At 50.8% G+C, this 25,755-nt stretch carries 26 protein-coding genes and 3 tRNA genes; 23 read left to right on the top strand and 6 right to left on the bottom strand.

Features of this window, described 5'->3' with window-relative positions:
* Positions 1 to 5: 5 nt before the first annotated feature.
* The 12 genes from ACSBQN_RS11090 (at position 6) to ACSBQN_RS11035 (ending at position 8,045) form a co-directional block, all read left to right on the top strand.
* The gene (locus ACSBQN_RS11090; RefSeq protein WP_354632884.1) at positions 6 to 1,379 is read left to right on the top strand and encodes an MFS transporter; all 1,374 of its coding nucleotides are present in this window, start codon (positions 6 to 8) and stop codon (positions 1,377 to 1,379) included.
* Positions 1,372 to 1,779 carry a hypothetical protein gene (locus ACSBQN_RS11085; protein ID WP_052116611.1) on the top strand — a complete coding sequence of 136 codons (408 nt, stop codon included), beginning with the start codon at positions 1,372 to 1,374 and terminating at the stop codon, positions 1,777 to 1,779. Before ACSBQN_RS11090 ends, ACSBQN_RS11085 begins: the two co-directional genes overlap by 8 nt.
* A 426-nt stretch (positions 1,780 to 2,205) precedes the next feature.
* Complete coding sequence (ybgC, locus tag ACSBQN_RS11080; protein WP_004241619.1) at positions 2,206 to 2,598, top strand: tol-pal system-associated acyl-CoA thioesterase; 393 nt, start codon at positions 2,206 to 2,208, stop codon at positions 2,596 to 2,598.
* Positions 2,595 to 3,281, top strand: a complete 687-nt coding sequence (tolQ, locus tag ACSBQN_RS11075) for a Tol-Pal system protein TolQ (RefSeq protein WP_004241620.1) — start codon at positions 2,595 to 2,597, stop codon at positions 3,279 to 3,281. Before ybgC ends, tolQ begins: the two co-directional genes overlap by 4 nt.
* Before the next feature lie 14 nt (positions 3,282 to 3,295).
* Positions 3,296 to 3,721 carry a colicin uptake protein TolR gene (gene tolR / locus ACSBQN_RS11070; RefSeq protein ID WP_004235659.1) on the top strand — a complete coding sequence of 142 codons (426 nt, stop codon included), beginning with the start codon at positions 3,296 to 3,298 and terminating at the stop codon, positions 3,719 to 3,721.
* 46 nt (positions 3,722 to 3,767) lie between these two features.
* Positions 3,768 to 4,853 (top strand): cell envelope integrity protein TolA, encoded by a 1,086-nt coding sequence (gene tolA, locus ACSBQN_RS11065; protein WP_004241621.1) that lies wholly within the window; start codon positions 3,768 to 3,770, stop codon positions 4,851 to 4,853.
* Between the two features lie 127 nt (positions 4,854 to 4,980).
* Positions 4,981 to 6,273 (top strand): Tol-Pal system beta propeller repeat protein TolB, encoded by a 1,293-nt coding sequence (gene tolB / locus ACSBQN_RS11060; protein ID WP_004235661.1) that lies wholly within the window; start codon positions 4,981 to 4,983, stop codon positions 6,271 to 6,273.
* 43 nt (positions 6,274 to 6,316) lie between these two features.
* Positions 6,317 to 6,811, top strand: coding sequence for a peptidoglycan-associated lipoprotein Pal (pal, locus tag ACSBQN_RS11055; protein WP_024474148.1), 495 nt, complete (start codon positions 6,317 to 6,319; stop codon positions 6,809 to 6,811).
* 9 nt (positions 6,812 to 6,820) lie between these two features.
* The gene (cpoB, locus tag ACSBQN_RS11050; protein ID WP_015422550.1) at positions 6,821 to 7,600 is read left to right on the top strand and encodes a cell division protein CpoB; all 780 of its coding nucleotides are present in this window, start codon (positions 6,821 to 6,823) and stop codon (positions 7,598 to 7,600) included.
* A 164-nt stretch (positions 7,601 to 7,764) separates the two neighbouring features.
* A tRNA-Lys gene (locus ACSBQN_RS11045) sits at positions 7,765 to 7,840 on the top strand.
* Between the two features lie 25 nt (positions 7,841 to 7,865).
* Positions 7,866 to 7,941 (top strand) — tRNA-Lys (locus ACSBQN_RS11040).
* A gap of 28 nt (positions 7,942 to 7,969) precedes the next feature.
* Positions 7,970 to 8,045 (top strand) — tRNA-Lys (locus tag ACSBQN_RS11035).
* Positions 8,046 to 8,110: 65 nt separating this feature from the next.
* Here ACSBQN_RS11035 and ACSBQN_RS11030 read toward each other — a convergent pair.
* Positions 8,111 to 8,989: an aminoglycoside 6-adenylyltransferase gene (locus tag ACSBQN_RS11030; protein WP_152696122.1), complete on the bottom strand. Its 879-nt coding sequence runs from the start codon at positions 8,987 to 8,989 to the stop codon at positions 8,111 to 8,113.
* A 225-nt stretch (positions 8,990 to 9,214) separates the two neighbouring features.
* Here ACSBQN_RS11030 and pnuC point away from each other — a divergent pair, with 225 nt between their 5' ends.
* The 3 genes from pnuC (at position 9,215) to aroG (ending at position 12,185) form a co-directional block, all read left to right on the top strand.
* On the top strand, positions 9,215 to 9,916 hold the full coding sequence (gene pnuC / locus ACSBQN_RS11025) for a nicotinamide riboside transporter PnuC (RefSeq protein WP_004235665.1): 702 nt from the start codon (positions 9,215 to 9,217) through the stop codon (positions 9,914 to 9,916).
* 88 nt (positions 9,917 to 10,004) lie between these two features.
* Positions 10,005 to 10,934, top strand: coding sequence for a DUF808 domain-containing protein (locus tag ACSBQN_RS11020; RefSeq protein ID WP_201893357.1), 930 nt, complete (start codon positions 10,005 to 10,007; stop codon positions 10,932 to 10,934).
* A 198-nt stretch (positions 10,935 to 11,132) separates the two neighbouring features.
* A complete protein-coding gene (gene aroG, locus ACSBQN_RS11015) occupies positions 11,133 to 12,185 on the top strand; it encodes a 3-deoxy-7-phosphoheptulonate synthase AroG (RefSeq protein WP_024474145.1) in 1,053 nt (350 codons plus the stop codon).
* Positions 12,186 to 12,267: 82 nt separating this feature from the next.
* Here aroG and gpmA read toward each other — a convergent pair whose 3' ends face one another.
* Both gpmA and modF read right to left on the bottom strand, forming a co-directional pair.
* Complete coding sequence (gpmA, locus tag ACSBQN_RS11010) at positions 12,268 to 13,020, bottom strand: 2,3-diphosphoglycerate-dependent phosphoglycerate mutase (protein ID WP_004235668.1); 753 nt, start codon at positions 13,018 to 13,020, stop codon at positions 12,268 to 12,270.
* 280 nt (positions 13,021 to 13,300) lie between these two features.
* Positions 13,301 to 14,752, bottom strand: a complete 1,452-nt coding sequence (modF, locus tag ACSBQN_RS11005) for a molybdate ABC transporter ATP-binding protein ModF (RefSeq protein WP_354632883.1) — start codon at positions 14,750 to 14,752, stop codon at positions 13,301 to 13,303.
* Between the two features lie 170 nt (positions 14,753 to 14,922).
* Here modF and ACSBQN_RS11000 point away from each other — a divergent pair, with 170 nt between their 5' ends.
* Complete coding sequence (locus ACSBQN_RS11000) at positions 14,923 to 16,908, top strand: bifunctional 2',3'-cyclic-nucleotide 2'-phosphodiesterase/3'-nucleotidase (protein ID WP_434991675.1); 1,986 nt, start codon at positions 14,923 to 14,925, stop codon at positions 16,906 to 16,908.
* A gap of 51 nt (positions 16,909 to 16,959) precedes the next feature.
* Here the strand turns inward: ACSBQN_RS11000 and modE are convergent, their stop codons facing one another.
* Complete coding sequence (gene modE, locus ACSBQN_RS10995; RefSeq protein ID WP_024474142.1) at positions 16,960 to 17,745, bottom strand: molybdenum-dependent transcriptional regulator; 786 nt, start codon at positions 17,743 to 17,745, stop codon at positions 16,960 to 16,962.
* 199 nt (positions 17,746 to 17,944) lie between these two features.
* Here modE and ACSBQN_RS10990 point away from each other — a divergent pair, with 199 nt between their 5' ends.
* The 6 genes from ACSBQN_RS10990 to ACSBQN_RS10965 all read left to right on the top strand — a co-directional run bounded on the left by ACSBQN_RS10990 (position 17,945) and on the right by ACSBQN_RS10965 (position 22,004).
* Positions 17,945 to 18,517 carry a hypothetical protein gene (locus ACSBQN_RS10990; RefSeq protein ID WP_024474141.1) on the top strand — a complete coding sequence of 191 codons (573 nt, stop codon included), beginning with the start codon at positions 17,945 to 17,947 and terminating at the stop codon, positions 18,515 to 18,517.
* A 125-nt stretch (positions 18,518 to 18,642) separates the two neighbouring features.
* A complete protein-coding gene (locus ACSBQN_RS10985; protein WP_004235675.1) occupies positions 18,643 to 18,783 on the top strand; it encodes an AcrZ family multidrug efflux pump-associated protein in 141 nt (46 codons plus the stop codon).
* A 196-nt stretch (positions 18,784 to 18,979) separates the two neighbouring features.
* Entirely contained in the window at positions 18,980 to 19,750 is a 771-nt protein-coding gene (gene modA / locus ACSBQN_RS10980; protein WP_214177264.1) for a molybdate ABC transporter substrate-binding protein, read from the top strand.
* Positions 19,751 to 19,773: 23 nt separating this feature from the next.
* On the top strand, positions 19,774 to 20,469 hold the full coding sequence (modB, locus tag ACSBQN_RS10975; RefSeq protein ID WP_024474139.1) for a molybdate ABC transporter permease subunit: 696 nt from the start codon (positions 19,774 to 19,776) through the stop codon (positions 20,467 to 20,469).
* Positions 20,463 to 21,530, top strand: a complete 1,068-nt coding sequence (gene modC / locus ACSBQN_RS10970; RefSeq protein ID WP_024474138.1) for a molybdenum ABC transporter ATP-binding protein ModC — start codon at positions 20,463 to 20,465, stop codon at positions 21,528 to 21,530. Before modB ends, modC begins: the two co-directional genes overlap by 7 nt.
* 198 nt (positions 21,531 to 21,728) lie before the next feature.
* Positions 21,729 to 22,004, top strand: a complete 276-nt coding sequence (locus ACSBQN_RS10965; protein ID WP_214167671.1) for a hypothetical protein — start codon at positions 21,729 to 21,731, stop codon at positions 22,002 to 22,004.
* 165 nt (positions 22,005 to 22,169) lie between these two features.
* Here ACSBQN_RS10965 and ACSBQN_RS10960 read toward each other — a convergent pair whose 3' ends face one another.
* Positions 22,170 to 22,991, bottom strand: a complete 822-nt coding sequence (locus tag ACSBQN_RS10960) for a pyridoxal phosphatase (RefSeq protein ID WP_354632880.1) — start codon at positions 22,989 to 22,991, stop codon at positions 22,170 to 22,172.
* 222 nt (positions 22,992 to 23,213) lie between these two features.
* On the opposite strand from ACSBQN_RS10960, the gene pgl reads away from it, so the two are divergent.
* Positions 23,214 to 24,203, top strand: coding sequence for a 6-phosphogluconolactonase (pgl, locus tag ACSBQN_RS10955; RefSeq protein WP_036407405.1), 990 nt, complete (start codon positions 23,214 to 23,216; stop codon positions 24,201 to 24,203).
* 180 nt (positions 24,204 to 24,383) lie between these two features.
* On the opposite strand, the gene bioA is transcribed toward pgl, so the two are convergent.
* A complete protein-coding gene (gene bioA / locus ACSBQN_RS10950; protein WP_434991674.1) occupies positions 24,384 to 25,685 on the bottom strand; it encodes an adenosylmethionine--8-amino-7-oxononanoate transaminase in 1,302 nt (433 codons plus the stop codon).
* Positions 25,686 to 25,755: the final 70 nt, after the last annotated feature.

Genomic DNA, 25,755 nt, shown 5'->3' with positions numbered 1-25,755 from the left:
AAACCATGACTTATCGTTACCGTATCGCCCTGATTTTTTTACTGGGCTTTTTTATTGATTGTATCAATATCTTTATGTCGGCCATCACGCTGCCTGCTATTGCAGAGGCAATGCAGGTGTCATCCCTGTCGGTGACCTGGGTGGCAAACAGCTATATTCTCGGACTGACACTGATTATCCCGCTCAGTCCCCGGCTGGCGGCCCGTTTCGGGATCCGTGAACTGATGACAGCCTCGATGCTGCTGTTTGCCGCAGCAGCAGTACTGGCAGGCAGTGCGGAATCCTTTACTTCGCTGATTTTCTGGCGTTTTTTACAGGGTGTGGCAGGCGGATTACTGATCCCGGCCGGGCAGTCACTGACTTTTCAGTATTTTCAGGGGCGTGAGCGGAGCAAAATATCCACCATTATTATGATGATCGCGCTGATAGCGCCCGCGCTTTCCCCGATGGCCGGAGGGATCATTGTTGACCTCGCCGGATGGCGGCCTGTCTTTTATGTCAATGCACCGGTGGCACTTTTTACGGCACTGCTGGCCTGGTGCTGGATCCGTGAACCGAAAACCGCTGCCGGAGAAGCACCGGATCTCAAAGGGTTGCTTCTGGTCAGCCTGACGCTGGCATCCCTGCTGATTGCCCTCTCATTGTACGGGGAATACCACAATATCACCGGCGCACTGGCGCTCGGCGGACTGATGTTGTTCAGTGCAGGGCTTTATTACCGCCATTACCGGCAGACTCCGCAGGCGATTATTGATTTATCGCTGCTGAAAAATACCCGGCTGTGGCTCTCGGTTGCAGTGTATTACGCGGTACCGGGCGTATTCACCGGGGCGAACATCCTCGCTATCTTTTATCTGACCACGGTTCCCGGCCTGAGTACTGCCGTCACCGGTGCGTTTATGTTGTTGTATGCGGCGGGGGCGATGGCAGCTATGCTGATCAGCGGCGCGGTGTATAACCAGACCGGTGCCGGGCGTCTGTTTATTATCAGTCTGCTGCTGCACAGCGGCGGTATCGCGCTGTTTGCCCTGACAGACAGCCACACACCGTTATATTTCATCGGCCTGATTTATCTGCTGACCGGCACCGGCGGCGGCATCGCCGCAAACTGTGCACAAACCACCGCACTATATGATTTTCACGGAACACAGCTGAACAAAGCCAGTGTGATCTGGAATATCAACCGCCAGGTGGTGTTCAGTATTGGTGCTGCCGTCATGATGACGCTGTATCAGACCCTGAATGCCATTGTTCCGGGACAGGCATTCGCCCTGACATTTCTGGGAGGCGCACTGGCCGGGCTTATCCCGCTGATTTTCCTGGTCCGCCCGCAGTTCCGTACTTCATTAAAACCCGCAGAGGAGATTATCCGTGAGTAATACCATATTTCAGCAGGCGTGTGACGAAATCCATCATGTTCATGACCTGATTTTTAAAACATTTACTGTCCCCGGGGCAGAAGGGCAGGCGGCACTGTCTGAATTGCTGACCCATTTCACTCCTGAGTTTTCCATGACCGGTATCAGCGGGGCAGTGATTGATCTCGCGGCGGTGACGGCGATGTTTACCCGTATACAGGGTCAGAGACAGGGAGCACCGATTGAAACGGCGGAGTATCAGTGTGTCAGCCTGACAGAAAACACCATATCCGTGCGCTATCAGGAGACACAGCATTTTGCCGGAAGCACCACAGCACGGCGCTCGCTGGTTATTCTCCGCCGGGAGGATAACGGGAAGTGGCTGTGGCATTATTTACATGAAACACCGCTGTCTGCCTGAAATGCCGCCGGCGGCGTTTTCAGCCGGTAAATGCGGACGGAAATCCTGTTTTTATAAGATAAAAATAAGGTGATTTAATTTATGGAATTACAATAAGTTAGATTACGCGGTAAATAAATCGGTAGCACAAAAATCCGGATAATTCCGGATTTTTGTGTATTCGTGGGGAAAAATGTCTTTTAATAAGTGTTTAATGATAGCTTTCAGAGCAAAAAATAACGCCCCTAAGGTGTTGTAATACGTAACAAAATATTTTTTCATCTCAACCCTTCCGGGGGCTTGCGTGTTGGATAAAGGCGAGTATGATTAGCGCGCGGACAAACGGGCTTTTCTTATCTTTACGAACTAAGCATTTTCAATACGTTTGCTCTTCACGTATAGTTTGCAAAGCATGTTGTCTGATATAGGTAAGTTGCGGGATATTCAATGTTCAGTTGGCCAATACGGGTTTATTACGAAGATACCGATGCTGGTGGTGTAGTATACCACGGGCAGTATCTTGCATTTTTTGAGCGCGCCAGAACCGAAATGTTACGGGAACGGGGCTTTCATCAGCAGCGTCTGCTGGAAGAGCAGCTCGGCTTTGTGGTCCGCAAATTAACTATCGATTACCACCATCCGGCAAGGTTAGACGATCTGTTAGAGGTACGCAGTGAGATCACCGACATCCGTCGTGCGTCTCTGACATTTACGCAGACACTTATGCATAAAAACGGAACTCTTTTATGTCGCGCAGAGGTACTGGTCGCCTGCGTGAATATTTCTTTAATGAAGCCGGTAGCGCTTCCTGAGTCTATTGTCGCGGAGTTTAAGCAGTGACTGACATGAATATCTGGGATTTATTCCTGAAAGCAAGTTACCTCGTGCAATTTATCATGCTGGTATTGCTGGGCTTTTCTGTTGCCTCGTGGGCCATTATTATTCAGCGCACCAAAGTCCTGAATGCGGCCACCCGTGAAGCAGAAGCGTTTGAAGACAAATTCTGGTCAGGAATCGAACTGTCCCGTCTGTATAAAGAAAGCCAGGCCCGCCGTGATGAACTGAGCGGTACTGAGCAGATCTTCTACTCCGGCTTTAAAGAATTTGCCCGCCTGCATCAGGCGAATGTGCACTCTCCGCAGGCGGTGGAAACCGGTGCGGCGCGTGCAATGCGCATCTCCATGAACCGTGAGATGGAAAATCTGGAAAACCACATCCCGTTCCTTGGTACTGTCGGTTCTATCAGCCCGTATATCGGTCTGTTCGGTACAGTATGGGGGATCATGCACGCCTTTATCGCACTGGGTGCGGTAAAACAGGCAACATTACAGATGGTGGCACCGGGTATTGCGGAAGCACTGATTGCAACAGCAATCGGTCTGTTTGCGGCAATTCCTGCGGTTATGGCATACAACCGTCTTAATCAGCGCGTGAACAAATTAGAACAGAATTACGACAACTTCAGCGAAGAGTTTCTGGCGATTTTACATCGTCAGGCCTTTGCTACTGCTGATAAGAAATAAGGCAGGAGATTATCATGGCACGTCATCGCGGACGCCGGCGGGAGCTGAAATCCGAAATTAACATTGTTCCTTTACTGGACGTGTTACTCGTGTTGCTGCTGATCTTCATGGCAACAGCGCCGATCATCAGTCAGAGTGTGGAAGTGGATCTGCCGGATGCCTCCGATTCACAATCCGTTTCCACCAATGATAATCCGCCGGTGATTCTGGAAGTCTCCGGTGTCGGCCGCTACACCCTGGTGGTGAAGCAGGATCGCCTGGAACTGTTACCGGAAGAGCAGATCATTGCTGCGGCAAAACAGTATCTGGCTGAAGATCCGAAGACTATTTTCCTGGTCGGCGGTGCCAAAGATGTGCCTTACGAAGAGATTATTAATGGCCTGAATATTCTGAAACAGGCCGGAGTGAAATCTGTGGGCCTGATGACGAAGCCGATGTAAGGTTTGTTATGCAGATGTTTTCACTCAGAAGGTTAGGGAATTAAGCGTGGGAAAGCTGAAAGAGCGTAAAGATAAATTAAATCGTTCTGTCATCACCTCTGTGGTGTTGCATCTTTTGCTGATTGCGCTTGTGATCTGGGGATCGTTTGTAACCAAATCAGGGCTGACCGGCGGCGGTGAGGGCGGTCAGGTGATCGACGCCATTATGGTTGATCCGAACGCCATGGTTGAAAATTTTAACCAGCAGCAACAGCAGCAGGCCAACGCAAAACAGGCTCAGGCGCAGCGCGAGAAAAAAGCGAAGCAGCAGGAAGAAGAATTACGTCAGAAAGAACTGCGTGAGCAGGAGCGCTTAAAAGCAATTGAAGAAGAGCGCCTGAAGACCGAACAACAAGTTGAAGACCAGAAAAAACAGGCTGAAGAGCAGCAAAAACAAGCTCAGGAAGCAGTGAAGAAAGCCAAAGAAGAGCAAAAGCTGGCGGAAGAAGCCGCTGCCAAAGCTCAGGCTGAAAAAGAAAAAGTGATTAAAGAGCAGGCACTGGCGAAGAAACAGGCTGACGAAAAAGCTGCCGCACAGAAAGCCGCTGAAGAAGAAAAAGCCAAAGCCGAAAAAGCGGCTCAGGAAAAAGCAGCCAAGGCCGAAGCCGCTAAAGCGGAAGCAGCCAAAGCAGAAGCCGCCAAAGCTGAAAAAGCAGCCAAAGACAAAGCTGCTAAAGAAAAGGCAGCCAAAGCCGCAGCGAAAAAACAGGCCAGTGAAGTCGATGACCTCCTCGGCGGACTGGCGTCCAACGCTCCGGGCACAGAAAGCGGCGGTGCATCCGCAGCCGGTCAGGGCGGTGGCAAGAAGAGCGGAACAAATTCGGATGGCGATATGAACGGTTATATCGCACAGGTCCGGTTAGCGATTCAGGCGAAGTTCTATAATGCGGATATGTACCGCGGTAAAACCTGTACGCTGGAAATTAATATCACTGATAAAGGTACGCTTATCAGTGTGAATGCGGTCGGTGGTGATGACGGTTTATGTCAGGCCGCACTCGCGGCGGCCAAACAGGCTCGTATTCCTGCGCCGCCGAGCAAATCGGTCTGGCAGCAGTTTAAGAATACCAAACTGGACTTTAAGCCGGAATAAGCTGTAATACAGCGTGACGAACCAGATATATCCGGGTATTAGTTTTTACTGTGGTATCTGGTTTTGGTTATGAACGTTTGTTAAAATACGGGTTTGATGCGGGCATTGGCGCAACGAGGGAGAGAGAATGAAGCAGGCAGTGAAATACATGCTCGGTTTTCTGATGCTGTGGGCGGCAGTTGCTCAGGCTGAAGTTCGTATCGAGATTACTCAGGGTGTTGATTCAGCACGTCCTATCGGCATTGTACCTTTCCAGGTCGCCGGCGGCGGCGCTGTACCGGAAGAAGTCGGCGCGATCATTGCTGCTGACCTGCGTAACAGCGGGAAATTTAACCCGATCGACCCTAACCGTATGCCGCAGTTACCGGGTACCGCCTCTGAAGTGGTTCCTGAGTCCTGGACGGCGTTAGGCATTGATGCTGTTGTTGTCGGCCAGGTTCAGCCGGGTGCTGACGGCAACTATCTGGTGAGCTACCAACTGGTGGATACCTCCGGTTCCCCGGGCAGCGTGCTTGCACAGAACCAGTTTAAAGTCACCAAACAGTGGCTGCGTTATGCGGCACATACTGCCAGTGATGAAGTATTTGAGAAATTAACCGGTATTCGTGGTGCATTCCGTACCCGTATCGCTTATGTGGTGGTTAAAAACAGCGGTGACTATCGTCACGAGCTGCGCGTGTCTGATTATGACGGCTACAACCAGTTCACCGTTCACCGTTCACCTGAGCCGCTGATGTCACCGGCATGGTCACCGGATGGCGAGAAACTGGCGTATGTTACCTTTGAGAGCGGAAGTTCAGCCCTGGTTATTCAGAATCTGTCCAGCGGACAGGTGCGTCAGGTTGCTTCATTCCCGCGTCACAACGGTGCACCGGCATTTTCACCGGACGGAACCAAACTGGCATTTGCGTTATCAAAAACCGGTAGTCTGAATCTGTATGTGATGGATCTCGGCTCAGGCCAGATGCGTCAGGTAACAGATGGTCGCAGTAATAACACTGAACCTTCATGGTTCCCGGACAGCCAGACGTTAGCGTTCACGTCTGACCAGGCTGGTCGTCCGCAGATCTATAAGGTTGGTATTAATGGCGGTGCGCCTGAGCGCCTGACGTGGGATGGGACTCAGAACCAGAATGGTGACGTCAGTGCTGACGGCAGTTTCCTGGTAATGGTCAGTTCAGGCGGCGGGAAACAGCATATCGCCAAACAAGATCTAGTAGCGAACAATTTCCAGATTTTAACGGATACGTTCCTAGATGAAACGCCAAGTATCGCACCTAACGGCACTATGGTTATTTATAGCTCCTCACAAGGTATGGGAACTATATTGCAGCTGGTTTCGACCGACGGGCGTTTCAAAGCGCGTCTTCCGGCGACTGACGGACAGGTAAAATTCCCTGCCTGGTCGCCGTATCTGTGATGCATTAAAAATATGTATGGCAAATTATAAAAGGATCAAAGAGATGCAACTTAACAAAGTGCTTAAAGGGCTGATGTTAGCTTTACCTGTTCTGGCTGTTGCTGCATGTAGTTCTAACAAAAACGACCAGACTGATGCGGGCACTGTCGACAATGGCGCAAACACCGGTATGTCTGCGGAAGAACTGGCACGCCAGCAGCTGCAGGAACTTCAGAACAACAATATCGTATACTTCGGTTTCGACAAATACGATATCTCTCCTGAATTCCAGCAAATGCTGGATGCACACGCTGCATTCCTGCGCAACAACCCTTCTTACAAAGTAACTGTAGAAGGTCATGCTGACGAACGTGGTACTCCTGAGTACAACATCGCACTGGGCGAGCGTCGTGCTAACGCAGCGAAAATGTACCTGCAGGGTAAAGGCGTTAACGGCGAACAAATCTCTATCGTTTCTTACGGTAAAGAGAAGCCGGCAGTTCTGGGTCACACCGAAGCTGACTACGCTAAAAACCGTCGTGCTGTAATCGTATACTAAGAGATATACATGAAAAGTAACTTCAGACGCCTGATGGTGAGTCTGTCGTTATTGATAGGTGTAGCGGCCCCCTGGGCCGCTATTGCTCAGGCACCCATCATCAATATCGGCTCAGGCTCCACTGATGACCGCCTCACGCAGCTCGAGCGTATTTCTAACGCTCATGGTCAGCTATTAACCCAACTTCAGCAACAAGTCATGGACAACCAGCGCGATATCGACATGCTGCGCGGGCAAATCCAGGAAAGTCAGTACCAGCTGAATCAGTTGACAGAACGCCAACGCGAACTTTTCTCACAGGTGGATTCCCTCACCGGTGGCGGCAGCGCATCAACAGATAATACATCCGCGGCATCCGGTAATACGGACTCTGCGGGTACTGCCGCAACCTCAGCTCCTGCTGCTGCAAGTAAGGGCAATGAGAAAGATGACTATAACGCCGCGGTAAACATGGCGATGAACACCAAAGATTACGATGGTGCAATCAGCGCATTTCAGAGTTTTATCCAAAGCTATCCGAAATCCGGTTATCTTCCTAATGCCAATTACTGGTTAGGTCAGATGAACTACAACAAAGGCAAAAAAGATGACGCTGCGGCGTATTTTGCTTCTGTGGTAAAGAACTGGCCGAAATCCCAGAAAGCAGGAGAGTCCTTCTATAAAGTCGGGCTGATCATGCAGGAGAAAGGGGATAAAGCGAAAGCGAAAGCAATTTATCAGCAGGTTGTCGCAAAATATCCGGGCTCTTCCGGTGCGAAACTGGCTGAGAAAAAACTGGCTGGTTTATAACCGCCGGTTTATTTTTTTGCTCAGAGTATAGCCCCGACCGGAGAGTTTTTTGCTCAACAGGGGCTAAGTGAGTGAATTATAAGCGTTTGAATAAGTTAATTTGAAAAAATCGTTGCACCGGCCGGATAAATCAGTATTATATCGTGCCGTTGGCAAGAGAGTACGGGTCGTTAGCTCAGTTGGTAGAGCAGTTGACTTTTAATCAATTGGTCACAGGTTCGAATCCTGTACGACCCACCATTCTCTTTTGCCCGAAATCTGAAACGGGTCGTTAGCTCAGTTGGTAGAGCAGTTGACTTTTAATCAATTGGTCACAGGTTCGAATCCTGTACGACCCACCATTTCAGAGTCCCTCAGCAGTATTACGATGGGTCGTTAGCTCAGTTGGTAGAGCAGTTGACTTTTAATCAATTGGTCACAGGTTCGAATCCTGTACGACCCACCATCGTAACCATTTTCCCTCTGATTTTTGTTCTCCCCGGCATCACACCGGCGATCATCCGTTTGTGATTATTCATTTTCCGGCGCAAGTAAATCATCGGCATTCAGCCGGTCAGTAACCAGTGCAATAATTTTATCTGCCAGCGTTATATCGATATCAAATTTCTGTGCTTCAATCACACGGAGTGCCACATCGCGGTAGAGTGTCAGCATCGCCATATGCGCCCGTGCGGCACGGACACGATCACGGTTATCCAGTGTCGCCATAAAACGTCCGTACAGGCCCGGAGGCAGCCAGGTGCTCAGATGACGCCCCGCATACCAGACATCCTGTGTACCGTCACTACGAAGCAGCACATGCCACTCCAGCAGGGTGATCAGCCACTGTTTCATCGCAACATCCCGCAGACGGGCAGTCCAGAGTTCATTGCGCAGATAATAAACCGGCACCTGTGAGGCTTCCAGCCAGAAATTCTGCCAGTTTTCCAGGAATGTCTGTTGGTCCGGCGGAGTGAGCACGGCAGCCGGATCGGCATACTCCGGTAACCCGGCAGTGAGACCGGTTTTATCAAGCAGAACGGCATAACCGCGCTGATAGATGCTGTCCAGCCCGTGTGCGGCCATCTGTGTGATACGTTCGCGCCCGGCCAGAACAAAATCAACTTTACGGCCTTTTTCATACAGAACCTGACAAGACGGCCAGCAGAGGTTGTCGTTTTCTCGTGAAGCCTCTTTGCGGATAATCAGCGGCACACCAAACCGGCTCAGCCAGCGGCTGTCCTGAAATAAATCGTCATGACTGCTGCCGATCAGCTCGGCATTAATATCCGAAAAACGGTCTGCCTGGTTCTGGCGTGCCACAGAGCCGGTGATAATGACCGCATCGATACGGGGATCTAATAGGGCAAAAGAAATTATATTGTTTATAATTTGCTCAATTGATTCCATCTCACATCTCATTCATATAATTAATAGCTGGGCTGATAGTACGTCATAATCAAAAATAGCGGGAGAGTTCAGGTTAAAAAAACGTTATCATGTTTAGCATATTAAACAAATGCTGTTACGATGGGATGATTTTACTGAAAACAGCAGGGCAGGATACAGTTAACTAAACCTGTCATCAGCGGTTGGCCGCCGGTGACAGGAAATATACTTAACACAGGTGACGGAATGGAATTTTTTGATATTAATAATATTCTCGTGGTGATCCCCTACTGGAAAGAAGGGTCTTATGCACTGTCCTGGATTGAAGCAGTGGGAGCAACCGCCGGGTTGTTATGTATCTGGCTGGCAAGCCTGGAAAAAACAATCAATTATCTGTTTGGCCTGATTAACGTCACGCTGTTTGCGGTGATTTTCTTTCAGATCCAGCTCTATGCCAATCTGCTGTTACAGATTTTCTTCTTCGCCGCCAATATTTACGGCTGGTATGCCTGGAGCCGGCAAAATGAGAAAGCGGAAGCGGAGCTGAAAATCCGCTGGATGCCGCTGCGGCAGACAGCTGTCATTGCGGCGGTTTCTCTGGCGGCGATTTTACTGCTGGCGCGTTTTATCGACCCTGTCTTTACGTGGCTGGCGCAGAGCATGGTCAGTATACTGAATGCCGCAGGGGCTGATCTGGCAATGCCGGTATTGTTGCCCGATGCTTTCCCGTTCTGGGATGCAGCCATGACGGTATTGTCTGTGGTGGCGATGATCCTGATGACCCGCAAACTGGTGGAAAACTGGCTGCTGTGGGTGGTTATCAATATGATCAGTATTGTGATTTATGCCCTTCAGGGTGTGTACGCGCTGTCGCTGGAATATATTATCCTGCTGGGTGTGGCGCTCAACGGTTCGCGGATGTGGATAAAAGCAGCGAAGCAGCCGTAAAACTATTTTCAGTGCAATAACCGGGGGATTATAATGAGAGTCTGATGATAATCAGATTCTCATTAATCAGCAATAAAAGGAAACGCCTGTGGCCGGTGGCAGCTTACTCGCACTACTCGATGATATCGCAACTGTACTGGATGATGTCTCTGTGATGACCAAAATGGCCGCCAAAAAGACATCCGGGGTACTGGGGGATGACCTGGCGCTGAATGCACAGCAGGTGGCCGGTGTCCGCGCTGAGCGGGAGATCCCGGTGGTCTGGGCGGTGGCGAAAGGTTCCTTTCTCAATAAACTGATTCTGGTGCCGCTTGCACTGCTGATCAATGCCTTTGCCCCCTGGGCTGTCACGCCGCTTCTGATGGTCGGCGGGGCGTTTTTGTGTTTTGAGGGTGCGGAAAAACTGGCGCATAAGTTTCTGCATAAAGCCGGTGATGAACCCGGTGAAACGGCACCGGCGGAAGATATTCAGACACCGGAAGAGTTGGCCGCATTCGAGAAACGCAAAGTCAAAGGCGCTATCCGTACCGATTTTGTGTTATCGGCGGAGATTATCGCTATCACCCTCGGTATTGTTGCCACGTCTCCCTTTATTAATCAGCTTGTGGTGTTGTCAGTGATTGCGGTCATTATGACTATCGGGGTATACGGCCTGGTGGCGGGGATTGTCAAACTCGATGATCTGGGATTTTATCTGCAGAAGAAATCAGCCGCGCTGCTGAAAAAACTGGGTGACGGGCTGATCCACGCCACGCCGTATTTAATGAAAACCTTATCAGTCGTCGGGACAGCGGCCATGTTTATGGTCGGCGGCGGCATTTTGACACATGGCATCCCGTTTATTCATAACCTGATTGAAAATCTGGCTCAGCAGAGCGTACAGATCCCGGCACTCGGCAGCATATTGCACTTTATGACCCCGCCGGTTGCCAATTTATTGTTCGGGCTCGTCGCCGGTCTGGTGATTGTTGTGCTGATTACCGCTGTTAAGCGTATTAAAGCGGGATTAGCCGCATAAATACCCTTCTCACGGGCAGCGGCTGATGAAGCCGCTGTTTTCCTTCTGATTCATAATAATTTGTCCTGTTAATCTGAATATTTTCGGGGTGAAAAATTAATTTCAATTCCGGCGGCAGCTAATTGTTTACAGCTTGTTGACAAGCAGTTAGATTAAAATAACGACAATAATGAAACGGGACACCGGAAGAGACGGGTTATGAATTATCAGAACGATGATGTAAAAATAAAAGAAATTCGGGAATTATTACCGCCAGTGGCGTTATTAGAGTCATTTCCCGCGACTGAGACTGCCGCAGACACCGTTCGCCGCACCCGTCATGCAATCCACGAAATCCTGGAAGGCCGGGATGACCGCCTGCTGGTCGTTATCGGGCCATGCTCAATTCACGACCCGAAAGCGGCGGTTGAATATGCGGATCGCCTGCTGACATTACGCAAAGAACTGAAAGGTGAGCTGGAAATCGTCATGCGCGTCTATTTTGAAAAACCGCGCACCACGGTCGGCTGGAAAGGGCTGATCAACGATCCGCACCTCGACCACTCTTTCGCTATCAATGATGGTCTGCGTATTGCCCGCAAACTGCTGCTGGATATCAATGATAAAGGCTTACCGGCAGCCGGTGAGTTTCTGGATATGATCACACCGCAGTATCTGGCGGACCTGATGAGCTGGGGTGCTATCGGTGCCCGCACCACGGAATCTCAGGTACACCGTGAGCTGGCCTCCGGGTTGTCCTGCCCGGTCGGATTTAAAAACGGCACAGACGGCACCATCAAAGTCGCCATTGATGCCATTAACGCCGCCGGGTCGCCGCACTGTTTTCTGTCCGTGACCAAGTGGGGACATTCGGCCATCGTGAACACCACCGGTAACGGTGATTGTCATATTATTCTGCGCGGTGGTAAAAAACCGAACTACAGCGCGGAAGATGTCAGTGCGGTAAAAGAAGGGCTTGTACAGGCCGGTCTGGCACCGCGTATCATGATCGATTTCAGCCACGCGAACAGCAGCAAACAGTACAAGCGTCAGATGGACGTGAGCACTGATGTGGCACAGCAGGTCGCCGGTGGTGAGAAAGCCATTATGGGCGTGATGGTGGAAAGCCACCTTGAGGAAGGGAACCAGAACCTGGAAGGTGATGCGCCGCTCGTGTACGGCAAGAGCGTGACAGATGCCTGCATCGGCTGGGAAGATACCGAAACCCTGCTGCATCAGCTGGCAGATGCGGTAAAAGCCCGCCGCGGCTGATTTCGCCGGAAGCATTAATCCCGGAAAATAAAAAACCCTGACAGTTGAAGTGTCAGGGTTTTTTTTCACCAAAGAAAGCGGATTACTTCGCTTTACCCTGGTTAGCAACAGCAGCAGCTTTGGCAGCAATCGCATCCTGGTCGCCCAGGTAATAGCGGCGCAGCGGCTTCATGTTTTCATCAAATTCATACACCAGCGGCACAGCGGTCGGGATGTTCAGCTCGAGGATTTCATCTTCGCTCATGTTATCCAGGTATTTCACCAGTGCACGCAGGGAGTTACCGTGTGCAGCGATGATCACTTTCTCACCGGAAGCAACGCGTGGTTTGATAACATCAGTCCAGTAAGGCACAACGCGGTCGATAGTGATCGCCAGGCTCTCAGTGGCTGGTAATTCGCTTTCTGCCAGTTTCGCATAACGCGGATCGTGGCCCGGGAAGCGCTCATCACTTTTTTCCAGTGCCGGCGGGGTGATGGCAAAGCCGCGACGCCACAGTTTGACCTGCTCGTCACCGTATTTTGCAGCGGTTTCCGCTTTATCCAGACCCTGGAGTGCGCCGTAATGACGTTCGTTCAGTTTCCAGCTTTTCTCAACCGGCAGCCACTGCTGGTTTACCTGATCCAGGATATTCCACAGTGTGTGAATAGCGCGTTTCAGTACAGAGGTATAGGCGAAATCAAAAGAGAAGCCTTCTTTTTTGAGTAACTGACCAGCCTCTTGTGCTTCAGCACGGCCTTTTTCAGATAACTCAACATCAGTCCAGCCGGTAAAGCGGTTCTCTTTGTTCCACTCACTTTCACCGTGACGTACAAGCACCAGTTTAGTTACTGCCATAGCGTAAACTCCTGTTGTGTTTCAGATAGGGGGTTTCAGAATTGAAACAGACCCGGCACATTGCCCATTATATTGGTCACCGGCGCCTTTCGGCAAACTTTCCGCACAGGTATTTCCGCCGGGGCCTGCGCGGAAGAGATCAATTCCATCCTGTTTACCGGATAGTGTATACCAAAACTGAATCGATTCTGCTATAAATGTTTACGCAAAGTGTGATACACAGGAAAAAACGGCTGTTTCCGGTGCAATAAAAAAGTAAAACAGCCGTTTGATAAAAAGATTACAACGTATTGATTTCGTAACGATAACTACCGTTATCAGGAATAAACGCCAGCCGCCGGTTGATGCAGGCCGGGGTATCTTCGCTGTGATGGCTGACAAACAGCAACTGGGTATCACCACGGCTTATCATAATATCGATAAAACGCAGCACCAGCAGACGGTTGAGTGTATCCAGCCCCTGTAGCGGCTCATCAAGGATCAGCATTGCCGGGTGTTTTACCAGTGCTCTGGCAATCAGTATCAGCCGCTGCTGCCCCCACGACAGACTGTGGAACGGAGCATCGCGGTACGCTTTCAGACCGAGCAGCGTCAGCCACTCATCCGCCAGTTTTACCTGCCGGTCTGACGGTTTCTGATAGAGCCCGACAGAATCGAAATAACCGGAAATCAGCGTGTTACGCACACTGATATTGACGCGGTAACTGAGATGGATGCTGTTACTGACATACCCGATATGGCGTTTGATATCCCACACCGTTTCACCGCTGCCCCGGCGGCGGCCGAACAGCGTCAGGTCATTGCTGTAGCCCTGCGGATGGTCACCGGTGATCAGACTGAGCAGTGTGGATTTACCCGCGCCGTTTTCGCCGGTGATTTGCCAGTGCTCGCCGGGCAGCACCTGCCAGGTCAGATCATTGAGAATAGGCTTATCGTTATAGCTGACACAGCCGTGATTGAGGATCACCCTCGGAATATCCGGCGCAAGGCGCTCTGCGGACGGGTCGTCCCGCTCCGGCAGCGTCAGATGCTCTGTCTGCTCACTGCGGGCTAGCTGTGCCTGTAACAGTGCGGATAAGGTATCCGCCGGTGCCAGCACACAGTCTGTCAGCAGTCCGGCGCGGGTGATAAAGTCCGGAATATCACTGAAGCGGTTGAGGATCAGAACAACTGTCAGTCCGCCCTCTGCAAGCTCTGCCAGCATCTCACTGAGCATACGGCGGGAATCGGTATCCAGCCCGTCATAAGGCTCATCCAGCACCAGCAAATCCGGCTCTGTCATCAGCGCCTGACACAGCAGGGTTTTGCGGGTTTCACCGGTGGAAAGGTATTTAAAGCGGCGTGACAGTCGATCAGAAATCCCGAACTGTGCCGCCAGTTGCAGGCAGCGCTCATTGTCACGATGCTCCGCCTGAATAATCTCAGCGGTGGTACGGCCGTTGTCGGTATCATCGCCGTCCGTCAGGTCGGTATTATTGCGGTTCCACTCTTCATCAATCAGCGCCTGTAATTTCTCAAACGCGACCAGAACCGGACGGCTGAAAGTGGTGATCATCTCTCCGGAAAGCAGCGGAAGCTCCTGAATCAGCGCACGGGCAAGGGCCGATTTTCCGCTGCCGTTGGTACCGATAAAGGCGTGGTGCTGACCGCTTTCCAGCTGTAATGACGGAACTGAAAGCTGTTTATCGGCGCTTAACCGGAAGATCCCTTGTGTGATGTGCAGATGTGCCATAGTGAACAGCCTTATTATTAGTTTAATTATTCCCCAGAAATAAGCGGAACCGGCGGGGATGTCAAGATGTGGCACCGGTGTTACATCCTGTATCATGAAAAGAAGATCTGCTTCACAGAAACGCCATCATTCAGTCTGCTGTTTTTGTTATACTTTTTTGTACAGAAATCATGGCATCACGGAAATTAACCGGAAGAGAGGGCAGGGTGAAAACAGGATTAAAATATTCGGTGCTGGCATTACTGATCAGCGGAACGGTCAATGCCGCGACAGTGGATCTGCGGGTGATGGAAACCTCGGATATTCACAGTAACTTAATTGACTTTGATTATTTCAAAGACAAACCGACAGAACAGTTTGGTCTGGTCCGCACAGCCGGTTTAATTAAAGCGGCAAAAGGTGAAGTCACCAACGCAGTATTAGTGGATAACGGGGATTTAATTCAGGGCAGTCCGCTGGCGGATTATATGGTCAGCAAAGGGTTAAATGACGGTGAAGCTCATCCGGCACATAAGCTGATGAATACCATGGGTTATACTGTCGGAAACTTCGGTAACCATGAATTTAATTTTGGCCTGGATTATCTGAAAAAAGCCATTGCCGGTGCGGATTTTCCGTATGTGAATGCCAATATTATTGATGAGAAAACCGGTAAGAATCTGTTTACGCCTTATATTATCGTTGATACCCCGGTTAAAGATCGCGACGGTAAAGAGCATGTAATTAAAATCGGTTATATCGGTTTTGTACCACCGCAGATCCTTATCTGGGATAAAGCCAATCTGGAAGGAAAAGTCCGCGTCAATGATATTACGGAAACCGCGAAAAAATTTGTGCCGCAAATGAAAGCAGAAGGTGTAGATTTAATTGTCGCTATTCCGCACTCCGGTTTTTCTCAGGAGCCGTATAAAGCGATGGCTGAGAACTCGGTTTATTATCTCAGTGAAGTACCGGGTATTAATGCCATTATGTTCGGTCACTCGCACGGTGTATTTCCGGGCAAAGATTTTGCGGATATCAAAGGCGTTAATATTGAGCAGGGAACCGTTAACGGTATTCCGGCAGTAATGCCGGGCCAGTGGGGGGATCACCTCGGCGTGGTGGATCTGGTGCTGAATAATGATGACGGTGCGTGGAAAGTGGCGGATGCCAAAGCACAGGCGCGTCCGATTTATGACAAAGTTAATAAAAAGCCGCTGGTGGCGCGGGATGACAAGCTGGCTTCTGTAATTGATGAACAGCACAATGCGACCCGGACCTTTGTCGGCAAGCTGATTGGTAAATCACCGGATAATATGTACAGCTACCTCGCGCTGTTGCAGAGCGACCCGACGGTTCAGATTGTGAATAATGCGCAGACGGATTATACCCGCCGCTTTATCCAGGGCGATCCGGATCTGGCGGATTTACCGGTGTTGTCAGCCGCCGCGCCGTTTAAAGTGGGCGGACGCAAAAATGCCCCGGCGGATTTCGTCGAGGTAGAAAAAGGGGATATGACGTTCCGCAACGCGGCGGATCTCTATCTCTATCCGAATACGCTGGTGGTCGTGAAAGCAACCGGTGCGGAAGTGACCGAATGGCTGGAGTGTTCTGCCGGGATGTTCAATCAGATTGACCCGCAGTCAGAGGCACCGCAGAGCCTGGTCAACTGGGATGGTTTCAGAACCTATAATTTCGATACCATTTCCGGGATCAACTATCAGATAGACCTGACACAACCGGCAAAATATGATGTGGAGTGCCAGACAGTCAATCCGCAGGCCAACCGCATCAAAAATGTGACTTATCAGGGTAAACCGATTGATCCGAAAGCCGTTTTCCTGGTGGCCACCAATAACTACCGTGCTTACGGCGGAAAATTTGCCGGAACCGGTGACAAACATATTGCGTTTGCCTCACCGGATGAAAACCGCAGTGTGCTGGCGGGTTATATCGCGGCAGAAACCAAAGCGAAAGGTGCGGTATCAGCACAGGCTGAGCAAAACTGGACGTTTGTGCCGGTGAAAACGGATAAGAAATTAGATATCCGCTTTGAAACCTCGCCGGGCGATAAAGCCACACAGTTTATTAAAGAAAATGCCCATTACCCGATGACCCGGGTCGGGACGGATGATGTGGGTTTTGCGGTTTATCAGGTTGATTTAACAGCGAAGTAAGCAGTTACTCACGAAAGCCGCCGTCAGCGGCGGCTTTTATCATCATTTTTATCAGCACAATGTGGCAATAATCACTTGGTCCGCATTAAACAGCGCGGTGACGTAATCACCTTCTTTCAGTTGCTGGCTGTCGGCATCCTGATTATCCAGGGTCGAGCATAACTGCGCCCCGCCGGTCAGTGTCACCATCACCTCACTGTTTTCCGCACCTCTGGCTACGGAAGAGATACGTCCGCTCAGGCGGTTGTCATAATTCGTGCTGTTTTCTGCGGATTTACTGATTTTCACCCACGGCGCTTTAATCAGAGTAAGTACTTCTTTACCAACCGATAAGCCCAGCCGGTTAGCGCTCTGTTCCGTCAGGGCAACGGCAAGTTCGGTCTTTTTATCCGCCAGCAGAACATTCACATGCTGCTGCACATGAGAATGGTTGCGCGACATAATTGTGCCGAAGAATTGGTTACGGGCACTGGTCTGCAATGAGAAGCGGGAGATGGCCGCCAGCAGGCTGTCGAGGGGCAGCGAATCATCCTTGAGAACATCAAAGGCTTTTTGCTGGATCTGTGCCAGCAGATCATAAAGCTGAAGTAAGCGCTCACCATAGCGTGTCAGTGTCGCGCCGCCGCCGCCTTTGCCGCCGGTGGCCCGGTCAACAATAGTTTCCTCGGCAAGCTGGTTCATCTCATTGATGGCATCCCAGGCGCTTTTGTAACTGATCCCGGCCAGTTTGGCCCCCTGACTGATAGAACCAGTGGCTCTGACCTGCTTGAGTAAGGAAATCCGCCGCGGATCGGCAAATAAATGACCTTCTGATTTCAGTGTTAATAAAATATCCAACGGAAAATACCCCGTATATTAATCAGACAGAATCACCGGCGCAGTCTCTCCGCCCGGTGCGGCTTTACTTTCCGGTTAGTGTAGCAAACTGCGTTTTTTTTTCATCTGTCAATATGGCGGTTTAAGTTTACTTAAAAATTCATGAACCGGATAAAAACAGGTATGGTATAGGAATTGATTATCAGCCAGAGATTATTTCATGCAGAATGTATTATTTCGTCTTCATCAGGCAGTCAAGGATTCCCCGGAACCGGAAGGGGCTGAAACAGAAGAATTTGCCCGTATGCTGGCAGAACAACCATTCTGGGCTGAATCACAGGATCATGAAAGTGGCGGACAAATTGGTCTGGCATTCACTCAGGGGGAAGATGATGAAGAACCCCTGCTGCTCGTTTATATGCGTGATGATGGTGGTCATGAAGCACCTGCAAAAGTCGCGGAAGAAATGGCATCCGGTGAACGGGAATATACCTGGCTGCCGGGTGCGTTTTTACTGGGACTGAGCAGGAAAATTGATTTCACACTGTGCATCATCGGTGAGGATGGGCAAACCCTGCCACTGAACAGTCAGTTTATGAAAATGATGTTTCTCTATATTCAGGAACTTTACCGCGAAGACGATGAAGGTGAAACACCTGTACAATCCCCGGCTGCTCCTGTCTCACCACGCAGCAGCAGTATTGTGGAAAAACCCGGCAGTGCCGGAAAAGTGATAGGTTTTCTGATTCTGGCGGCGGCTATTGTGGCGGTTGTTTACTTTATGCAGACCTGACAGCAGGCTGACCGCACGAATCGCTATGCTTTCCGGGGTGTGATTTATATAGAATAGCGGCCATTATGACGCTATTATAGTCATGCTGAATATCCTTTTCGCCTGATATAAAGAGATTAAGTGCTATGTTTGAGTTAGTTAAAAGTTTAGGTTTCGCACTGTTAATGGTTCCTGTTGTTATGACAGGCCTGGCGGCTCTGATCTGGGGATTAGGTGAAATTTTCAACCTGATTTCAAAAGGCGAGCGCCGCGAAAAGCAGCTCTGATTATACCGTATTCAGGATTACCTGCATCTGCGGGTAATCCGTCTTTGTTTCTGTTTTCCAGCTCATTATCTGCGTAATTCCCCTCATTTTATATTGTTTTCCGCTTAACTGCCGATAGTGGGATAAACCTCCTTTCATTTTTCGCTGTATCTTGTTATATACAACGGGTTAATCCTAATCTATCCTGGTGGAAAAAATGAAAAAACAGTTCAGTAAGTTATTGGCCGGTGTTGTTATCTCTGCTGTAGTCATGGGTCAGGCATGGGCCGCTGAAAAAGTGACCGTATTTGCTGCGGCATCACTGACAAATGCGGTTGATGAAATCTCGGCAAAATATAAGCAGGAGAAAAAAGGCGAAGTGGTCGCGTCTTATGCGTCTTCTTCCACCCTGGCCCGTCAGATTGAAAATGGGGCTCCGGCAGATATCTTTATTTCTGCTGACCAGAAATGGATGGATTATGCTCAGGAGAAAAACCTGATCATCAATGACACCCGTAAAACCCTGCTGGGTAATGAGCTGGTGCTGATTGCCGCGAAAGACAGCAAAATTGATAAAGTTGATATTAATAAGCAGACCGACTGGGTTAAATTACTGGATGGCGGCCGTCTGGCTGTCGGCGATCCTGATCATGTGCCGGTCGGTATCTATGCACAGGAAGCCCTGGAAAATCTGGATGCCTGGAAAGTCGTTGATCCGATGCTGGCCCGCACCAATAATGTGCGCAGCGGTATGGCGCTGGTGGAACGCGGTGAAGCACCGCTGGGTATCGTGTACGGCTCTGATGCGGTTGCCAGTGATAAAGTGAAAGTGGTCGGTATTTTCCCGGCAGATACCCATAAACCGGTTGAATACCCGATTGCTATCCTGAAAGATCGCAATAATGCTGATGTCAAAGGTTTCTATGATTACCTGCAGACACCGGAAGCAAAAGAGATCTTTAAACGTTACGGTTTCAGCCCTCTGTAATAAGTAAGGACTAACAGACAGCGATGTTGAATGAGTATGAATGGCAGGCGGTCATCCTCAGCCTGAAAGTATCAACGGTCGCCGTGGCAGCCAGTCTGCCGTTCGGCATACTGATGGCATGGGTACTGGTGCGCTGCCGTTTTCCGGGCAAGTCGCTGCTGGACAGTCTTATCCACTTACCACTGGTGTTACCGCCGGTGGTAGTGGGTTATCTGCTGCTGATCAGCATGGGGCGCAAAGGCATTATCGGTGAGTGGCTCTATAACTGGTTCGGCTTCAGTTTTACCTTCAGCTGGCGCGGTGCCGCGCTGGCTGCGGCTGTGGTGGCTTTTCCGCTGATGGTGCGGGCTATCCGTCTGGCACTGGAGGCGGTGGATATGCGCCTGGAGCAGGCGGCACGGACACTCGGTGCTTCCCCGCTGCGGGTCTTTTTCACTATCACACTGCCGCTGTCGCTGCCGGGGATTATTGTCGGTACCGTGCTGGCATTTGCCCGTTCGCTGGGGGAATTCGGCGCAACAATCACTTTTGTTTCCAATATCCCGGGGGAAACCCGGACTATCCCGCTGGCCATGTACTCCCTGCTTGAAACGCCGGGGGCGGAAATGGATGCAGCGCGGCTCTGTATTATCGCCATTGTTCTGGCACTGGCTTCACTGCTGGCCTCGGAATGGCTGACCCGCTGGGGACGCAAACGCCTGGGGGTTGCCGCATGTTAGTGCTTGATTTTGAACAGCAGCTCGGTGATTTATCCATGGTGATCAATACCGAACTGGCCAGTGACCGTATTACCGCTGTCTTCGGGCTCTCCGGGGCAGGGAAAACCTCCTTTATCAATGTGATCGGCGGGCTGACAAAACCGCAGAAAGGGCGGATTGAGCTTAACGGTCACACACTCGTCAATATTGAAAAACGTATCTGTCTGCCGCCGGAAAAACGCAAAATCGGCTATGTCTTCCAGGATGCACGCCTGTTTCCCCATTACCGGATAAGAGGCAACCTGCGCTACGGTATGGCACGGGAGATGGAAGATCAGTTTGACAGTATTGTGGAACTGCTGGGTATCGGGCATTTGCTGAACCGCCTGCCGATGACACTCTCCGGCGGAGAGAAACAGCGGGTGGCGATTGGCCGCGCGCTGCTGACTGCACCGGACATCCTGCTGATGGATGAACCGCTGGCGTCTCTGGATCTGCCGCGCAAACGCGAACTGCTGCCGTATCTGGAAAAGATGGCACAGGATATCAGTATTCCGATCCTGTATGTCAGCCACAGCCTGGATGAGATCCTGCGGCTGGCGGAAGATGTGGTGATCCTGGAAAAAGGCCGCATTCTGGCACAGGGGCCGCTGGAAGAGGTATGGGCAGGGGCGGCATTACGTCCGTGGCTGACGCAGGAAAGTCTCTCAAGTGTACTGAGTGTCACTGTGCTTGAGCACCACGACCGCTACGCCATGACGGCCGCTGCTATCGGTGACCAGGTGCTGTGGGTACCGCGTATCGCCGGTGAACGGGACACGCCGGTACGTGTGCGTGTCAGTGCGGATGATGTGTCCATTGCACTGGAAAAACCGAAAAGCAGCAGTATCCGCAATATATTACGGGCGAAAATCACGGAAATGTATGACGACGACAACGGGCAGACTGATGTGCGTCTGGCGGTCGGCAATCATTTCCTCTGGGCACGTATTACCGGCTGGGCGCGGGATGATTTGCAGCTGAAACCCGGACAATGGGTGTATGCCCAGGTAAAAAGCGTGTCACTGAGCCGCGAATTATAATTTATCTGAATATACGTACTTTTCATTAATAAAAGGGGCATTCATATTATTCCGATTGCCCTTCCGAATCACCGGTGATATATATTAACGCCGGTGCATCACTGACCCTGCCGGATTATCACAGAATATTCTCCGCACACGGAAACAAGTGTAAGACGTGCGTTATTGCATAAAAAACCACTGAGTCAGAGGGATAAAATGAAAAAAGCACTTTTCTTTTTATTACTGGGTATTTTCTCCGGCGGCCAGGCGCTGGCGGCAAATCAGCTAATGTGTTACACCTACCTGAAAAAAGTCAAAGATGTTGAAATCGAAAACTTAAAAGTCTGGTGCATCGGCACCACTGACGGCTCGCAGGGCGGAATGCGTATCCCTGATCTGCTCAGTATGGGATATAAAGTGGTGGCAACAGAAAGCTTCCCGTATCAGTATTCTGAGGGCGGCTATACTTATGATGATCGAAATTACTGCTGATCGTCGAAAATGCAAAATTCCCGAATCAGAACCCGGCAGAAAAACCAAAAAATAACTGGAGTTTTGATAAGTATAAGTAACAGGTTTTATTCTCTGGCCAGCGGGAAATAAATAAAAACGCCTTTATTAAAAGGCGTTTTTTTATGGTCTATTACACTGTATTTATCAGCTGAGAATATGACGGCGTATCGCCTGCGCAATACCCGGCTGGGTATTATCCGGGATAATCAGGTCAGCGTGTGCTTTGACTTCGTCTGCCGCATTACCCATTGCCACACCCAGGCCGGCGGCTGAAAGCATACTGATGTCATTATGGTTATCACCAAATGCCATCACATCTTTCATTGTCATTCCCTGAGATTCCACCCATTCCTGTAAACGGCGGCCTTTGCTGTTACCTTTGCGGGCAATATCCACCTGGTTTATCCACGACCACTCGCAGGACAGTCCCATATCCGCTTCCACGGCATCGGTGAATTCGCGCAGTTTGTTCAGATCATCTGAGCAGGTGGCGAATTTCCAGATAGTGTCAGCGCGGTCAACCTCATCAAGAAAATTATTCACTTTGCGCATCACCGGACGCTGGTGCTCCGGCAGAGAAGCTGACCAGTTCAGTGTCCGCTCAATGGTGCTGCTGTCAGTGTGATAAAGCATGGCATCCGAGATATACATCAGATGCTCGATATCCGTCTGTGCCAGGCGTTCGAGCAGCTGACGGGATTCACTGACACTCATCGGATCGGCGGAAAGCACTTTTTTCCCCGGATAATCGTACAGATAGGTACCGTTACAGCAGATAGCCGGTGTATCCAACTGCAATGTCTGATAAAACGGATGAATAGCAACGTGATGACGGCCGGTGACAATCAGTACCTGCACCCCGGCACGACGGGCTTCGCGGATGGTATCCAGCGACTCCTGTAATATATGTTTATCCGGATCGAGAAGTGTACCATCGAGATCAAATGCGAGGACGCGGTAAGACATAACAGGGAGCCCCTTGTATGAGTGTCAGAACCGGAATAACGGCGGGCATCAGGGAATATTATTGCACCCTGACGGCATCCTGAATGATTCCGGGCGGAGATAACTGATAATATAGCATGTTAATTGTTTCGCGATAAACGCTAAGTGCGGTATTATTATACAGAAATGCTTACATTACCTGTTAAAAATCAAACGGGTAAGTGATGATATTAAGGAGCGCGAATGAAGCAGGTGGTTTATGTTGCCAGTACGGAAAGTCATCAGATTCATGTCTGGCAGATGAATGAACACGGTGAGATGTCACTGTTACAGACAGTATCAACGCCTGATCAGGTGCAGCCGCTGATCACCGCGCCGGATGGTCGTCATCTTTATGCTGCGGTAAAACCGGGCAATGCGGTGGTGACTTATAAAATCGCGGAAGACGGCAAACTCACACAAACCGGCCTGACGCCGCTCCCGGGCACTGCCGCCTATATCACCCTTGATAAAGCGGGACGTACACTGTACGCAGCCTCTTATCATCAGGGAAATCTGGCGGTACTGCCGATCCGCGATAACAGCGTTCCCGCCCGTGCAGTGCAGGTGATTGAGGGATTAAAAAATCCGCATTCCGCCAATATTGCGCAGGATGGACACACACTGTTTGTGCCGTGCCTCGGGGAAGATCACATCCGCGCTTACACAATTGAGGAAGACGGACGCTTAACCGAACGCCACGCCGATATGCTGACGGTTGCCGCCGGTGCCGGGCCGCGCCATATGGCGTTTCATCCGGCAAAACATGTGGCGTATTGCCTGAATGAATTAAATGCGACCATTAATGTTTACCGCGAATGGGTTAAAGTCCGTGAAATTCAGTCAGTGGATATGATGGCGGATGATTATTCAGGACGCCGCTGGGCAGCCGATATTCATATCACGCCGGACGGGCGTCATCTCTATGCCTGTGAACGGGCATCAAGCGTGATTAATCACTACCGGGTGTCGGATGACGGCGGCCATCTGCAACTGGCGGGGCGTTATCCGACAGAAACTCAGCCGCGCGGTTTTGCGGTGGATAACAGCGGGCGTTTCCTGATCTCAACCGGACAGCTTTCTCACCATGTGGCGGTTTCCCGGATTGATGCGATTACCGGCGAATTGCACCTGATAAACCGCTATCCGGCAGGAAAAGGGCCGATGTGGGTGACAGTGCTGACGCTGAAATAACAGTGCTCAGGTAGTTTTCTGTTACTCCGGAGCCCGGCGGGTAACGGGCAAAAACGAAAAGTCGCTGTAAACACATCCGTGTGCGCTCAGGCGCGTCATCCATGACGCGCATGCTTTTCGTTTCCTTCGCCCGTTACCCGCTGTTAACCTGAACGGCGGAGTGATCAAATATGCCGGGATTTATGCCGTCACCTTATCTATCGCCTGCGTCAGTTTTTCCAGTTGTGCCGCTGTAATAATGTATGGCGGCATAATATAAATCAGCCGTCCGAACGGCCGTATCCACACACCGGCGTCAACAAAGCGGCGCTGTAATTCCGCCATATTGACCGGCTCTTCCGTTTCAATCACACCAATGGTGCCGAGTACCCGTGCATCGCGGACTCCGCTGCGGGATTTCAGCGGCAGCAGGGCGCTTTTCAGTTGTGTTTCGATCTCTTTTACCCGCGCTGCCCAGTCTCCGGACAACAGCAGATCAATACTCGCCACGGCGGTGGCACAGGCCAGCGGATTACCCATAAAGGTCGGGCCGTGCATAAAGCAGCCTGCATCACCCTGACTGATGGTGTCCGCAATATGGCGGGTGGTGAGGGTGGCGGAGAGTGTCATATAACCGCCGGTGATGGCTTTTCCGAGACATATAATGTCCGGAGATATACTGGCGTGTTCACAGGCAAACAACTTTCCGGTGCGTCCGAATCCGGTCGCGATCTCATCGCAAATCAGCAGAACATTGTAGTGATCACACAGTGATCTTACACCTTTCAGATATTCAGGATGGTAAAAGCGCATCCCGCCCGCACCCTGGACAACCGGCTCCAGGATCACCGCCGCGACCTCATGATGATGCTGTGCCAGCAGGTTTTCCACAGAATGAAGATCCTCCGGCCGCCATTCCTCATCAAATCCGCACTGCGGCGCATCCGCAAACAGATGATCCGGCAGATAGCCCTGCCAGAGTGAGTGCATGGAGTTTTGCGGATCACACACTGACATCGCGCCGAATGTATCGCCGTGGTAGCCGTGACGCGGGGTGATTATCCGGTGGCGTTTTTCACCGCGTGCCTGCCAGTACTGCAGCGCCATTTTCAGCGCCACCTCTACCGCGACTGAGCCGGAATCTGCCGGAAACACGCATTCCAGCGGTTCCGGTGTGATAGCTACCAGACGGCGGCACAGAGCAACGGCAGACGGATGGGTGATCCCGCCGAACATCACATGTGACATCTGTGACAGTTGTTCAGTCACCGCCGCATTCAGTACCGGGTGATTATAGCCGTGGATAGCCGCCCACCAGGAGGACATACCGTCAACCAGTTCGCGGCCGTCTGCGAGTGTCAGCACCGCACCGTGTGCCGACACCACCGGATAGACCGGCAGCGGCTGAGTCATTGATGTATAAGGATGCCAGATGTGGCGGCGGTCAAAATCCGCATCATCAGCCGAAAAGGCGTGACCTGAAATATTCCCTGAAAAAGCCATTATGTAAACCATTTTAGTTCAAATAAAGTTGACATGATAATACTGATATTTAAACTGGCAACACTTTTTT

Source organism: Morganella sp. B601 (assembly GCF_051172335.1).
In the GTDB taxonomy this organism is placed as follows: domain Bacteria; phylum Pseudomonadota; class Gammaproteobacteria; order Enterobacterales; family Enterobacteriaceae; genus Morganella; species Morganella morganii.
The sequence above is the reverse complement of the archived record's forward strand: the minus strand, read 5'-3'. Positions and strand labels throughout refer to the sequence as shown.

Bases quoted from the DNA above. Each gene is read 5' to 3' on its own strand.
- ACSBQN_RS10965 (WP_214167671.1), top strand. From the start codon at position 21,729: ATGAAAAAAGCACTTTTCTTTTTATTACTGGGTATTTTCTCCGGCGGC.
- pal (WP_024474148.1), top strand. From the start codon at position 6,317: ATGCAACTTAACAAAGTGCTTAAAGGGCTGATGTTAGCTTTACCTGTT.
- pgl (WP_036407405.1), top strand. From the start codon at position 23,214: ATGAAGCAGGTGGTTTATGTTGCCAGTACGGAAAGTCATCAGATTCAT.
- aroG (WP_024474145.1), top strand. From the start codon at position 11,133: ATGAATTATCAGAACGATGATGTAAAAATAAAAGAAATTCGGGAATTA.
- gpmA (WP_004235668.1), bottom strand. From the start codon at position 13,020: ATGGCAGTAACTAAACTGGTGCTTGTACGTCACGGTGAAAGTGAGTGG.
- modC (WP_024474138.1), top strand. From the start codon at position 20,463: ATGTTAGTGCTTGATTTTGAACAGCAGCTCGGTGATTTATCCATGGTG.
- ACSBQN_RS11030 (WP_152696122.1), bottom strand. From the start codon at position 8,989: ATGGAATCAATTGAGCAAATTATAAACAATATAATTTCTTTTGCCCTA.
- ACSBQN_RS10985 (WP_004235675.1), top strand. From the start codon at position 18,643: ATGTTTGAGTTAGTTAAAAGTTTAGGTTTCGCACTGTTAATGGTTCCT.
- pnuC (WP_004235665.1), top strand. From the start codon at position 9,215: ATGGAATTTTTTGATATTAATAATATTCTCGTGGTGATCCCCTACTGG.
- tolR (WP_004235659.1), top strand. From the start codon at position 3,296: ATGGCACGTCATCGCGGACGCCGGCGGGAGCTGAAATCCGAAATTAAC.
- ACSBQN_RS10960 (WP_354632880.1), bottom strand. From the start codon at position 22,991: ATGTCTTACCGCGTCCTCGCATTTGATCTCGATGGTACACTTCTCGAT.
- modB (WP_024474139.1), top strand. From the start codon at position 19,774: ATGTTGAATGAGTATGAATGGCAGGCGGTCATCCTCAGCCTGAAAGTA.
- ybgC (WP_004241619.1), top strand. From the start codon at position 2,206: ATGTTCAGTTGGCCAATACGGGTTTATTACGAAGATACCGATGCTGGT.
- bioA (WP_434991674.1), bottom strand. From the start codon at position 25,685: ATGGCTTTTTCAGGGAATATTTCAGGTCACGCCTTTTCGGCTGATGAT.
- ACSBQN_RS10990 (WP_024474141.1), top strand. From the start codon at position 17,945: ATGCAGAATGTATTATTTCGTCTTCATCAGGCAGTCAAGGATTCCCCG.
- modA (WP_214177264.1), top strand. From the start codon at position 18,980: ATGAAAAAACAGTTCAGTAAGTTATTGGCCGGTGTTGTTATCTCTGCT.
- ACSBQN_RS11000 (WP_434991675.1), top strand. From the start codon at position 14,923: ATGGCATCACGGAAATTAACCGGAAGAGAGGGCAGGGTGAAAACAGGA.
- ACSBQN_RS11090 (WP_354632884.1), top strand. From the start codon at position 6: ATGACTTATCGTTACCGTATCGCCCTGATTTTTTTACTGGGCTTTTTT.
- cpoB (WP_015422550.1), top strand. From the start codon at position 6,821: ATGAAAAGTAACTTCAGACGCCTGATGGTGAGTCTGTCGTTATTGATA.
- tolB (WP_004235661.1), top strand. From the start codon at position 4,981: ATGAAGCAGGCAGTGAAATACATGCTCGGTTTTCTGATGCTGTGGGCG.
- modF (WP_354632883.1), bottom strand. From the start codon at position 14,752: ATGGCACATCTGCACATCACACAAGGGATCTTCCGGTTAAGCGCCGAT.